The sequence below is a fragment of the Actinomycetospora sp. TBRC 11914 genome, from assembly GCF_012933465.1.
Lineage (GTDB): Bacteria > Actinomycetota > Actinomycetes > Mycobacteriales > Pseudonocardiaceae > Actinomycetospora.
In genome coordinates, this window is record NZ_JABBND010000013.1 from 19925 (window position 1) to 32477 (window position 12553).

Here is a 12553-nt window from a genome sequence, read left to right on the forward strand (position 1 = left end):
ACCGCACCCGATCGTCCTCGAGGTGAACCCCGCGCCGTGCTCCCCCTCGCTGCCCTGCTCCCCGCCCTCGCGCCGCCCTTCGGCGGCACCGCGCCCGACTGCGCGGCCGACGCCGGCTCCTGGTGCGCCCGGGTCTGGTCCTGGACCGGCACCGCCTGGCTCGCCCGCGGCGCCGACGGGACCGTGTCCGTGCTCGTCTCGGTGATCGGGATCGTCCTGGCCGCCGTCGCGCTGCGCACGGTCGTCGACCGCGTCATCTCCCACGTGGCCGCGGGCGTCGGCATGCCCGGTGTGACCGGTCTGCTGCGCCGCCGGCACCGGGTCAGCGACGCCCAGCGCATCGAGGCCTTCGGGTCCGCCCGGCGCGCCCAGCGCGCGCGGACCGTCGGCTCGGTGCTGCGCTCCGCCGCGTCCATCGTGATCTTCGGGACCGCGTTCATGATGGTGCTCTCGCGCTTCGGCGTGAACCTCGCGCCGGTGCTCGCGTCCGCCGGGGTCCTGGGCCTCGCCGTCGGGTTCGGCGCGCAGAACCTCGTCCGTGACTTCCTCTCCGGCATCTTCATGCTGCTCGAGGACCAGTACGGGGTCGGCGACCACGTCGACCTCGGGGACGCGGTCGGCACGATCGAGCGCGTCGGGCTCCGGACGACGTCGGTGCGCGATGTCACCGGCGTCGTCTGGTACGTGCGCAACGGCACGATCGAGCGCGTCGGCAACGCCTCGCAGGACCACGCCGTCGCCGTCGTCGACGTCCCCATCGAGCTCGACGCCGACGTCGAGGCGGTCGGCCGGGTCGCCGAGCGGGCGGCCCGCGAGGCGGTCGACGACGGCCTCGCCCGCGACGTCCTCGACCAGCCCCGGGTCCTGGGGGTGCAGACGGTCAGCGAGTCCGGCATGACGCTGCGCGTCACCACCACGACGCGGCCCAACCGCCAGTGGGCGGTCCGGCGGGCGGTCACCGAGCGGGTGGTGTCGGAGCTGCGGACGTCGCCGGAGTCCCCGGCCGCGTGACGGTCGGCGCCGTTAGGGTCGGCGCCCGTGGAGAGCCTGCGCCGCGTGGAGGACTGGCCGGTCGAGCACGCGGCGGCCGCGGTGGTGAGCTCCTCGGGCACCGCCACCCACGGTGAGGCGGACCGGCGCTTCCCGCTCGCGTCGGTGACGAAGCTGCTCGTCGCGGTGGCCGCGCTGCTCGCCGTCGAGGAGGAGGCGATCACCCTCGACGAGCCCGCCGGGCCGGAGGGCTCGACGGTGCGCCACCTGTTGGCCCACACGTCCGGGCTGGCGTTCTCCGAGCACCGCGTCATGGCGCCGCCCGGGACGCGGCGGCTGTACTCCTCGGCGGGCTTCGAGGTCCTGGCCGACCACCTCGCAGGGCGCACCGGCATCGCCTTCGCCGACTACCTCCACGAGGCGGTGTGCGAGCCCCTCGGCATGTCCTCGACGACGCTGGACGGCTCGCCCGGGCACGGCGCCACGTCGACCCTTGCCGACCTCGCGGTGTTCGCGGGCGAGCTGCGGGCACCGTCGCTGCTGGCGCCCGAGACGCTGGCCGCGGCGCGCACCGTGCAGTTCCCGGGACTGAACGGGGTGCTGCCCGGGCTCGGGCACCAGAAGCCGAACGACTGGGGGCTGGGCTTCGAGCTCCGCGACCACAAGTCCCCCCACTGGACGGGCGCGTCGAGCTCGCCGGAGACGTTCGGGCACTTCGGGCAGTCGGGGACGTTCCTGTGGGTCGATCCCGCCGTCGACGCGGCCTGCGTGGTGCTGACCGACCGCGACTTCGGGGACTGGGCCAAGGAGGCGTGGCCGCCCTTCACGGACGGGGTGCTGGCGGAGCTGGCCGGCTGATCATGCGCGGCGCCGAGTGGACCCCGGTGGCTGGCCCGGCAGCCCTGACGGTCCACTCGGCCGGGATCGGTCGCGTCGGCGGGGCTTTTCTGTCACTCGATGCAAGCAACGACGCTTCGCTGGCATCCGGCGTCAGCGCGGCACCACGAGCAGCAGCGACGTCGCGTCCGCCCGCTCCACCGGTAGACCCGCGTCGGCGAGGACGGCCTGCACCCCGTCGGTGTCCTTGGGACGACGCCGGGTCGCCGCCAGCAGCCGGGCCGCGTGCCCCTTGTGGGACTTGTTGGCGTGGCTGACCGTCGTCCGGGACCCGCCGGCGGCCTCGGAGACGACGTCGAGCGTCGTCGCCCCCGGCGCCGGGGCCAGCGCCGCGTAGCCGCCGGAGCGCAGGTCGACCACGTGCTCGTCGAGGTCCGCGAGGACCGGGCCGAGCACCGGGCGCCACACCGTGCGCAGCCCGCCGCGTCCGGGCAGCGCGGAGCCCGCGGAGAGCCGGTAGGCCGGGATCGGGTCGGTGCCCATGACCAGCCCGAACAGCGCCGAGCAGACCGCGATCCGCCGCCGGGCCGCCGTCGTGAGGGAGCCGGCGTCGAGGGCGTCGTAGAGCACGCCGGTGTAGCGGCGCAGCGCCGGCGCGGTGCGGGAGGTCCACAGCGCCGCGTTCCGCTCGATCTCGTCGTCCTGCCGCTCGCTGACCCCCAGCGCCTCGCGGGAGGCGGGGACGTCGTCGGCGAGCGCCACCAGGTCGTCCACCAGCTCGCGGCGCACCACGTTCAGCGCCGGGAACGAGAGCGCGTCGAGGTCGAGCGGCGCGCCGCGACCGCCCGCGGCCTTGGTCTCGGACGGCGGCAGGACGACGAGCACGGTGCATGATCTCCCGGGAGGGGGTGGGCCGGGTGGCGGGGGACTCCGAGGAGCGGTTCGCCGAGGTGCTCGCGTGGGCCGACGCCCACGTCCGCCGCACCGGGCCCCCGGAGGCCCGCGAGCGGCCGTGGTCGACGGTGCTGCGCCTGCCCACCGCCGACGGTCCGGTCTGGCTCAAGGCGACGACGGCGGCCGCGCGGGCCGAGGTCGGCCTCTACCGGGTGCTCGCGGCGCGGACCCCGGGGGCGGTCCTCGTCCCGATCGCCCGCGACGACCGGCGCGGGTGGCTGCTGCTGCCCGACGGCGGCCCGACGCTGCGCGACGGTCCGCCGGAGCGGGTCGCGGACGGCGTCGCCGCGGCCCTGCGGGTGTACGCCGCGCTGCAGCGGGCTGTGGCCCCGGCCTGGGCGGAGATCCTGGCGGCCGGCGTCCCCGACGCGTCCCCGGCCGCGCTGCCCGCACGCTTCACCGAGGCGGTGGCCGCCACCGGCCTGGACGACGACGTGCCGCGCCGCCGGGCCCTCGTCGCACACTGGGCCGCCGTCCTCGCCGACTCCCCGGGCGCGGACCTCGTCACCGTCGACCACCAGGACCTGCACCCCGGCAACGTGCTCACCGCCGGTCCCCGCTTCTACGACTGGGGCGACGCGGTGCTCGCCCACCCGTTCGCCAGCCTGCTCGTGGCGCTCGGGGGGCTCGCCCGCACCCTCGGCGTCGGGCCCGACGACCCGGCGGTGCTCGCCGCCCGCGACGCCTACCTCGACGTCTTCGCCGACCTGGCCGGCCACCGCGAGCTCGTCCGCATCGCCGAGATCGCCTGCCGGGCCGCGGTCGTCGCCCGCGCGCTCACGTGGCACCGCGCGGTCGGCGCCGCGGGGCCGGACCACCGGTTCGCGGACGCGCCGCGCACGACGCTCGCCACCCTCGGGTCGGCGTCGCCGTTCCACGCGGCGTGACCCCGCTGCCCCGGTCGGGCGTGAGCCGGGACCGTCGGGGGAGGTCCGTACCCTCCGACGGGTGGCTCAGACCGAGCGGAACAGACGCTGGCGGCCGTCCCGCGCCGGGATCCTGAACGTGTACCAGTACCAGGACGAGGTGCTGGACTTCGCCGACGGACGCCTGCTGCTGCGCGGGGTCAACGGCTCGGGCAAGTCGACGGCGATGAACATGCTGCTGCCGTTCCTGCTCGAGGCCGACGTCCGCAAGATCGACGCCGCGGGCGAGCAGCGGGGCGTGCTGCGCAGCTGGATGCTCTCCGACAACGACGACACGCAGCGCACCGGCTACCTGTGGATCGAGTTCGTCCGCGACGCCGCCGACGGAGGTGTCGAGCACCGCACCGTCGGCTGCGGCATCCGCGCCAACCGGAGCACCGACCGCGTCACCACCTGGTGGTTCTCCACCGACCGGCGCGCGAAGATCGACTTCCGGCTCACCGAGGCGGACGTCCCGTTCTCGGCCGAGGTGCTGCGCGGCGAGCTGGGCGGGCGCGGGGCGGTGTTCACCTCCACCGCGGAGTACCGCGCCGAGATCGCCCGCCGGTTCTTCGGCGGCACCGACCCGCAGGCCTACTTCCGGCTGCTCCACCAGGTCCGCAACCCCCGGGTGGGCGACCGCATCGACACCGACCTCCCGCGCACGCTCCGCGAGGCGCTGCCGCCGGTGCCCGAGGACGCCGTCTCCGACGCCGCGCAGCCGCTCGAGGACCTCGAGGACCACCGCCGCAACGTCACCGACCTCGCGAGGACGGCGCAGGCCCTCGACGGCGTCGTCGAGGTCTACGCGGACTACGCCCGCCGGGTGCTCATGACGGCCGTCGAGGGTGCCGCCTCGGCGGTCGACGCGGCCCGGACGGCGTCGACGCGCCTGGAGCGCGACCGGGCGGCGGCCGGTCGCGCGGTGGCGGCCCGCGAGGCGGCGACGCGCGGCGTCGGCGAGCTGACCGACGAGCACGCCCGGGCGACGGCGGAGCGCCAGGGCCTGGTGAGCCTCCCGGAGTACTCCGCCCACGCCGACCTGGTCCGCCGCCGCGACGAGCTGACCCGCGCCGACGAGACCACGGCCACGCTGGACGCGGTGCGGGAGCGCGCCCGCAGACGGACCACGACGGCGGCCGACGCGGTCGCCGCGGCGCGGGGCCAGCTGGAGTCCGACCTCGCGGGCATCACCGAGCACCTGGCGGGGGTGGCGACGGCGGCCCGGACGGCGTCGGCGGGCCCGGCGCTCGCGCGCCTGCCCGACCCGCCCGCCCTGGTCACCGAGCCGCGTCACGACGAGGCCGGGGGCACCACTGTCGAGGTCCCCGAGGACGCGTCCGATCCGGCGGAGGACCTGGCCACCGCCCTCGTCGGGATCGGCGACGGCCTGCGGGCACACCGGACGACGCTGCGCGACCTGCGGGAGCGTGCCGTCGCCGCCGACCGCGAGACCGCGGCGGCCGACCGCGCCGACACCGAGGCCGCGGAGGCCCGGGAGCGCGCCGAGGAGGCCGCCGAGCAGGCCGACGTCGCCCGGCGGGCCGCCCGGGCGGCGGCCGACGAGCACGCCGGGGCCGTCGGCGCGTGGCGGGGACGCCTCGCCGCGCACCTGGCCGCCGTGCCCGCGGCCGAGCCCGGCGGACCGGTCGGGTGGCTGACGCCCGACGACCCCGCCGAGGTCCCCGACGACGCCGACCCCGGCGACGACCTGCGGGCCCGCGCCGACGCGCTGGTGGCGGCCGCGCGGCGGCGCGCCGACGACGCGTCCGGGGCGCTGGCCGCCGCGCACGGGCGGGCCACGTCCGCCGTGGAGCAGGTGGGCGGTGAGGTCGAGGAGCTCCGGGCCGAGCGGGCCCGGGTCGAGGCCGCGGGCGAGCTGCCGCTGCCGCGGGAGCCGTGGCGGACCGACGCCGACACCGCGGACGGTGCGCTGTTCGCGTCCGTCGTGGACTTCGCCGAGGACCTCGACGACGCCGGCCGGGCCGGTCTCGAGGCGGCGCTGGAGGCCTCCGGCCTCCTCGCGGCACGGGTGGGCGCCGACGGCGCGCTGCGCGGCGCGGGCGGGGAACTGCTGGTGGCCGCCGACCCGGCAGCGCCCGGCGCGGGCGCGGGCGGGCTCGCGCGGTGGCTGACCCCGGTCGACACCGGGGCCGTGCCGGTGGAGGTCGTGGCCGGCGTGCTGGCGGCGGTGGGCGACCACCCCGAGGCCGGCGCGCTGTGGGTGCGCGACGACGGGTCGTTCGGCGCCGGACCCCTGCGCGGGCGCCACACCAAGCCCGCGGCCGAGCACGTCGGCACCGGCGCGCGGGCGCAGGCCCGGGCGCGGCGGCTGGCGGAGCTGGCCGCGCGGGTGGCGGCGGCGCAGGACCGGCTGGTGGCGGCGCGGGAGGTGTCGGCGGCCCTCGACGCGCACGCCGAGGCGCTGCGCGTCCTCGTGCGCGAGCTGCCCCCGACGCGGGCCGTCGACGACGCGGTGTCCACCGCGACGGGAGCGGTGCGCTACGCCGAGCAGGCGCAGGGGCGGTCGGCCGAGCGGTCGGCCGCCGCGACGGAGGCCCGCCGTCGGGCGGACGAGGCGGTGGCGCGCCTGCAGCAGGAGGCCTCGGACGCGGGCCTGCCGACCGACCCGGCGCGGCTGGAGGAGCTGCTCGAGGCGACCGCCGACGCGGAGCGGGCGCTGGCGGCGGTCCAGTCGGCCGCCGAGCGGGCGCGGCGCAGCGCCCGGGCGTGGCGCGAGGCGATCGCGGGCTGGGAGCGGGAGGTGGCCGAGCTCGGGCCGGCGGTGGCCGACCATCGCGCGGCCGCGGGCCACGCGGCCGCGGTGCGCACCGAGCTGGAGACGGCGGAGGCGGCGCTGGGCGAGGAGCCCGCGAAGGTCGCCGCGCGGGTCGGCGAGCTGGACGAGCACCTGCGGGAGGTCGCGGGCCGGCTGGACGCCGCGCGCGAGGAGCAGACCGGCGCGACCGTGGCCGTGCGCGAGGCCGAGCTCCGGGTGGAGGCGGCGCGGGAGACGCTGGCCGAGCGCGAGGCGGCGGCGACGGCGGGCCGCGCGCGGCTCGTCGAGGCGGTGGAGGTTCCCGGGCTGCTCGCCGCGGCCGAACGGCCCACCACCGTGTCGACCGCAGCCGGGACGAACGACTCGTTCGTGCAGGTAGACGCCACGAACGAGTCGTTCGTCCCGGAAGGCGGGGAGGACGACGCCGGCTCACCGGAGCCGATCCCGGCGACCCCGGCGACCGTCGACGGCGCGCGGGAACTGGTCGAGGCCCTGCGCGCCCGGATCGCCGCCCCGCGGGTGCAGGTCAGCGAGGACGCGCTGGAGAAGGCGCTGCGCGCCACGCGCGACCAGCTGGCCTCGGGCTGGGACATCGAGTCGCGCCGCGGGGCCGACGGCGCCCCGCTGGCCGTGCACGTCACCGGGCCGAGCCGTGCGGTGCTGGCCCAGATGGTGCACCGGATCGCCGTTCAGCGGCGACGCGCGACCAGCCTGCTCTCGGCCCACCAGGACCAGGCGCTGCGCAACCTGCTCCACGGGCGCATCGCCCGCGAGGTCGCCGACGCGCTGTTCGCCGCCCGCGAGCTGGTGACGCGCATCAACGGCATCCTGCGCGGGGTCACCTCGAGCCAGGGGATCGGCGTGCGGCTCGACTGGCGGCCGCGCTCCGACCTCGACCCGGAGACCGCGACCGCGCTGGAGCTGCTCGGCAAGCACCCCGACCTGCGCACCCCCGACGAGGACGACCGCGTCCGCGAGGCGGTGAAGGGCCTCGTCGAGCAGGCCCGCGGCCAGGACCCGGAGGCGTCCTACCGCACCGTCATCGGCGACGTCCTCGACTACCGCACGTGGCACGAGATGCGGATCTACCTGCGGCGGCCGGGCCGCAACGACGAGCTGCTGACGCGGCGCACCACGCTCTCCGAGGGCGAGAAGAAGCTGGTCACGGTGCTGCCGATGGCCTCGGCGGCGGCGGCCAGCGCCGCGGCCCACGACCCGCACGCCGTCGGCGCGCCCCGGCTCGTGCTGCTCGACGACGCCTTCGCCAAGGTCTCCGAGGACAACCACGCGAAGCTCTTCGGCCTCCTCGTGGACCTCGACGTGGACTTCGTCGTCACCTCCGAGCGGCTGTGGGGCACGCACGCCAACGTGCCGGCGCTCGCGATCACCGAGGTGCTGCGCGACCCGGAGCTGCGCGCGATCGCGCTCGTGCACTACCGCTGGAACGGCCACGAGCTCGCGGTGGCCGCGTGAGCACGCCCGGGATCCGGACGACGGTCTTCTCCTACGTCACCGAGTCACCCGACTACCGCGCCGTCCTCGCCGTCTTCGCCGGCACGTTCTTCGCCGAGCTGACGCCGGCCGAGGTGACCGCGCGGCTCGCCGAGTCCGGGACGGCGCTCGAGGAGGCCACGGTCACCCAGCGGCTCGAGCAGCTGCGGGAGTGGGGCAACCTCGAGGTGTCGGCGTCGGTCGGGCAGGTCGGCACCGTCGAGGACTACTACCGGCGGCGGAACCGGTACCTGATCACCCGGGTCGGCCAGGAGGTCCACGACCTCGTCGAGGGGGTGCTCGCCCAGGTCGACGACGTCCGCGACGTCTCGCTGGGACGCCTCGAGCAGCTCCGCGCGGGCCTCGAGGCGCTCACCGGGCTCGACGCGGCCACCGCCCCGCCCGACCGGCTCGCCGAGGCCGTCCGGGCGGTGTTCGACCCGCACGTCGCGTTCTCGGCGGAGATCACCCAGTTCTTCGCCGCGATCAACCAGTGGCAGTCGCGCTTCGACCTCGACGAGGACGAGTTCGCCTTCTTCTCCGAGGTGCTCGTCGGGTACGTCGGCGAGCGGCTGGAGACGCTGCGCCGCGCCGCGCGGCCGATCGCCGGGCTGCTCACCGAGGTGGCGCCCGCCGTCGGGACGATCGTGGAGCGCGCCGCCGACGGCCTCGCCGCCCGGGTCGCCGCGGCGGGCCTGTCGAGCGTGCGGGTGCGCCGCGAGCCGGGGGCCGCCGTCGCCGACTGGGAGAACCTGGCGTCCTGGTTCGTGTCCGCCCCCGGGCGGCCGAGCCGGGTCCAGACGCTGGAACGGGACGCGGTCGACGCCGTCCGGACCCTCACGCAGAACCTCACGCGGCTGTCGCGGACCGGGACCGCCGGGTCCTCCCGGCGCGTCGACTTCCTCCGGCTGGCCCTGTTCTTCGCGCGCTCCGACGCCGCGCGGGCCCACGAGCTGGCGTCGGCGGCGTTCGGGATGTTCGGCGCCCGCCATCTCGGCGGCGCGGGCGGTGACGACACCGACCCGGTGTCGTCGGCGACGTCGTGGTGGGACGCGCCGGTCGCGACGGTGCCGGTGTCGCTGCGCGAGCGCGGCGACACCACGAGCCGGGGCCGGACCTCGCGGGTGCAGGACCGGACCCAGGAGCGTCGTCACCTGCTCGCCCGGCGGGAGGAGGCCGAGAAGCGCGCCGCCGCGGCCCGCGCCGAGCTGCTCGAGGCGGGCGCGGCCGGGTTCACCGACCGGCTCTCCGAGCCCGCGCTCCGCGAGCTGCAGCGGGTCCTGACGCGGGCCGTGGCCGACCTGGGCGCGGGGACGAGCCCGTCGGGCAGCGTCGCGCTCGACGGGGTGCGCTGCGAGGTCCGCCGCGAGCCCGGCACGACGACGAGCGTGCCCACCCACGCGGGCGCGCTACGGATCGAGGGGATGGCGCTGACGGTGGAGCCGGCCCCGTGACCACCCCGCGCTCCGACCCCCAGCGCGACGGCGAGCTCGTCGCGGCCACCCGGGCGCTGCTCGCCCGGCCGTGGCGCACCGCCGAGTCCGACCCCGAGCTGGTGGCGTCGGTCCGGCGGCACGCCGACGCGCTCGACGCCTGGTTCACCCAGGAGCTGAACTACCGGCTCGTCGTCACCGCCGACACCGCCCGGCTGGTCAAGACCGGGCACGTCCCGCCCGACCGTCCGCTGCGGACCGTCTCGGCCACGCCGCGGGCGTTCACCTCGGCCGAGTACACCGCGCTCGCGCTGGTGCTCGCCGCGACCACCTCCGGCCCCGACCGCACGAGCCTGCGCGACCTCGTCAACGCCGTGCACTCCGCCGCCGCGGAGGCCGGCGTCGTCATGGACACCGACGCGGCGTCGCGCCGGGCGCTGGTGACCGCGCTGCGCTGGCTGATCGCCCAGGGGATGCTCCGCGAGCTCGACCGCGGGGTCGCCTCCTACGAGCACGACGCCGACGCGGACGCCCTCCTCGAGGTCCGCCAGGACCGGATGGCGCTGCTGCCCACGGGCGCCGTCGTGGGGGCGGAGACCCCCGACGAGCTGGTGGCGCGGGCGCGGGAGCGGGGGTCGGCGGCGACGGCGGCCCGGCGCCGGCTGATCGAGGACCCGGTGCTGCTGGCCGGCGACCTCGACGCCGCCCGGTTCGCCGAGCTGCGGCGCCGCGCCGGCGACGAGGCCCGGCGGATCGAGGCCCGCACCGGGCTCGTGCTCGAGGCGCGCGCGGAGGGGTTCGCCGCGCTCGACGTCGACGGCGGGTGCTCCGACGTCGCGTTCCCGGCGGGCGGCACCCTCGCCCACGCGGCGTTGCTGCTGGTCAGCGAGCTGGTGTTCCAGTTCCGGCCGGCGGAGGACCCCGACCCGATCCCGTGGCCGTCGGTCCGCGAGGTGCTCGACGAGCTGGTCGCCGAGCACGGGCGGTACTGGTCGAAGGCCGCGCTGGCCGACCGCGACCGCTTCGCCGCCGACGTCCTCGCCCTGCTGGTCTCGGTCCGGCTCGTCGCGGTGGCCGAGGACGGCGCGGTGCGGGTGCTCCCGCCCGCCGCGCGCTACGTGCCCGAGGTGACGGTGGCCGACGGCGAGGCCGAGGACGAGCAGCCGACGCTGCTGTAGGTCAGGCCGAGGTCGGCTCGCCGCACAGCTCGCGGGCCAGCAGCGTCGCGGCGGCCGCCCCGACCGGCACGGCGACGATGCCGACGAGCGGGACCAGGCACAACAGGTAGGTGGGGACACCGACGGCCCAGCCGAGCAGGCGTCGTGAGCGCACCAGCCGGCGCCGCGCGGCGAACCCGTACCCGCGCCGGTCCAGCGCGGGCGCGGCCAGCTCCAGCACCAGCAGCCGTCCACCCACGAGCGCCGCGAGCACCGGCACCAGGGTCTGCCCCAGCACCGGCACGAACCCCGCCACGAACAGCGGTACCGCCGTGAGCACCGAGAAGACCACGAGCACCAGGCCGTCGCGGGCGCCCCGCACCAGCGCGGCGGCGGTGCCGCGCCGGGGGCCCTCGGGCACCGCGCCGACCCCGTCGTCGACGATCTCCGAGAGCCGCTCGTAGAACGGGCCGCCGATCGCCAGGGTCACCGCGACGAAGCTCAGCACCGCCACCAGCGCGACCGCCGCCACGAGCGCGACCCCGACGACGACGTCGGCGGCCTCCCGCGCCGACGGCGACCACCCGGCGGCGAACGGCGTCAGCAGGTCCACCAGGTCGGGGAGGAACCGCGCGAGCAGCACGAACACCCCGGCATAGAGCAGCACCGCGACGAGCGCGGGCAGTGCCCCGAGGCGCAGCAGCCGCGCCGAGCCCAGCACGGTGGCCGCCCCGCGGGCGTAGAGCCGCAGCCCGAGCACGAGGTCCGACACGTCCGGATCGTCCCGCAGGCGGCGCCGGCCCGTGCGCGCGGACCGCCGCGGGGGCCGGCCGCCCGCGCCGAGTGGGCGCGCATGGCTGCTCGGCCAACCCTGGAGGTCCACTCGACGGGTGCGGCGCCGAGTGGGCTCCCACGGCTCCCGCGGCAGCCCTGACGGTCCACTCGGCGGGGCTACCAGTGCCGAGTGGGCTCCCACGGCTCCCGCGGCAGCCCTGACGGTCCACTCGGCGGGGCTACCAGTGCCGAGTGGGCTCCCACGGCTCCCGCGGCAGCCCTGACGGTCCACTCGGCGGGCTCCCGCAGCACCGCGGACCTAGGCTCGGACCCCATGCGGATCGCCTCGCTCCTGCCGGCGGCGACCGAGATCGTGGGGGCGCTCGGCCGGTCCGACGACCTCGTCGCGGTGACCTTCGAGTGCGACCATCCGGCCGGGGTCCGCGACCGCGTCCCGGTCGTGGTCCGGTCCGCGCTGGCCGACGGCATGACCCCGGCCGAGATCGACGCGTGCGTCCGCGACCGCGCGGCCGCGGGGCTGCCGATGTACGACCTGGACCGCGAGGTCCTGCGGGCGGCCGCGCCCGACGTCGTCGTCACCCAGGATCTCTGCCGGGTCTGCGCCCTCCCCGGCGCGACCGTCGCCGAGGCCCTCGACGAGCTGGGGCTCGACGACGTCGCGGTGCACTCCTACGACCCGCACACCCTCGACGGCGTCCTCGACGGCATCGCCGCGCTCGGGACGGCCCTCGGGACCGACCCGGCGCCGCTGCTCGCCGACCTGCGCGCCCGGCTCGACGCGGTGGCGGACGCGGTGGCGGACGCGCTGGCGGGCCGGCCCCGCCCGCGGGTCCTCGTCCTGGAGTGGACCGACCCGCCGTTCCTGCCCGGCCACTGGGTGCCCGAGCTGGTCCGCCGGGCGGGCGGCGACCCGGTCTCGGGCACCGACGGCGGGCGCAGCGTCCCCGCCGCGTGGGAGGAGCTCACCGCCGGGCCGCGGCCCGACGCGGTCGTGGTCACCCCGTGCGGGTTCGGGCTCGCGGACGCGTGCGCCCAGGCGGAGTCGGTGGCGGCCCGGTTGCCCGGCGTCCCGCTGGTGGCGATCGACTCGGCGTCGTACGTGGTGCGCGCCGCGCCGCGGCTGGTCGACGGGATCGAGGCGCTCGCCCACGCGCTGCACCCCGACGCGGTCCCGGCGCCGCCGGCGGGGCGGGTGGCGCGGGTCGCGTGACG

9 protein-coding genes are annotated in these 12553 nt (G+C 77.6%); 7 read left to right on the forward strand and 2 right to left on the reverse strand.

Annotated features, from left to right (window positions below; all coding sequences use genetic code 11):
- Window positions 1-36: 36 nt before the first annotated feature.
- Entirely contained in the window at window positions 37-1011 is a 975-nt protein-coding gene (locus tag HH311_RS31950; protein ID WP_169185358.1) for a mechanosensitive ion channel family protein, read from the forward strand.
- 27 nt (window positions 1012-1038) lie between these two features.
- Entirely contained in the window at window positions 1039-1848 is an 810-nt protein-coding gene (locus tag HH311_RS19505) for a serine hydrolase (protein ID WP_169185359.1), read from the forward strand.
- Between the two features lie 132 nt (window positions 1849-1980).
- Here the strand turns inward: HH311_RS19505 and HH311_RS19510 are convergent, their stop codons facing one another.
- The gene (locus HH311_RS19510) at window positions 1981-2712 is read right to left on the reverse strand and encodes a YaaA family protein (RefSeq protein ID WP_169185360.1); all 732 of its coding nucleotides are present in this window, start codon (window positions 2710-2712) and stop codon (window positions 1981-1983) included.
- Window positions 2713-2717: 5 nt separating this feature from the next.
- Between HH311_RS19510 and HH311_RS19515 the strand changes: the two genes are divergently transcribed.
- The 4 genes from HH311_RS19515 to HH311_RS19530 all read left to right on the forward strand — a co-directional run bounded on the left by HH311_RS19515 (window position 2718) and on the right by HH311_RS19530 (window position 10567).
- Complete coding sequence (locus tag HH311_RS19515; RefSeq protein WP_169185361.1) at window positions 2718-3668, forward strand: phosphotransferase; 951 nt, start codon at window positions 2718-2720, stop codon at window positions 3666-3668.
- A gap of 61 nt (window positions 3669-3729) precedes the next feature.
- Complete coding sequence (locus tag HH311_RS19520) at window positions 3730-7938, forward strand: TIGR02680 family protein (protein WP_169185362.1); 4209 nt, start codon at window positions 3730-3732, stop codon at window positions 7936-7938.
- Window positions 7935-9410 (forward strand): TIGR02677 family protein, encoded by a 1476-nt coding sequence (locus HH311_RS19525; protein WP_312030251.1) that lies wholly within the window; start codon window positions 7935-7937, stop codon window positions 9408-9410. Before HH311_RS19520 ends, HH311_RS19525 begins: the two co-directional genes overlap by 4 nt.
- Window positions 9407-10567 (forward strand): TIGR02678 family protein, encoded by a 1161-nt coding sequence (locus HH311_RS19530; protein WP_169185363.1) that lies wholly within the window; start codon window positions 9407-9409, stop codon window positions 10565-10567. Before HH311_RS19525 ends, HH311_RS19530 begins: the two co-directional genes overlap by 4 nt.
- Before the next feature lies 1 nt (window position 10568).
- Here HH311_RS19530 and HH311_RS19535 read toward each other — a convergent pair whose 3' ends face one another.
- Window positions 10569-11318: an EI24 domain-containing protein gene (locus HH311_RS19535; protein WP_169185364.1), complete on the reverse strand. Its 750-nt coding sequence runs from the start codon at window positions 11316-11318 to the stop codon at window positions 10569-10571.
- A 336-nt stretch (window positions 11319-11654) separates the two neighbouring features.
- On the opposite strand from HH311_RS19535, the gene HH311_RS19540 reads away from it, so the two are divergent.
- Window positions 11655-12551, forward strand: a complete 897-nt coding sequence (locus tag HH311_RS19540) for a cobalamin-binding protein (RefSeq protein WP_169185365.1) — start codon at window positions 11655-11657, stop codon at window positions 12549-12551.
- Window positions 12552-12553: the final 2 nt, after the last annotated feature.

What these genes read in the sequence shown, in the direction of transcription:
- HH311_RS19540 (WP_169185365.1), top strand. Translation starts at nt 11,655, where the DNA reads ATGCGGATCGCCTCGCTCCTGCCGGCGGCGACCGAGATCGTGGGGGCG.
- HH311_RS19515 (WP_169185361.1), top strand. Translation starts at nt 2,718, where the DNA reads ATGATCTCCCGGGAGGGGGTGGGCCGGGTGGCGGGGGACTCCGAGGAG.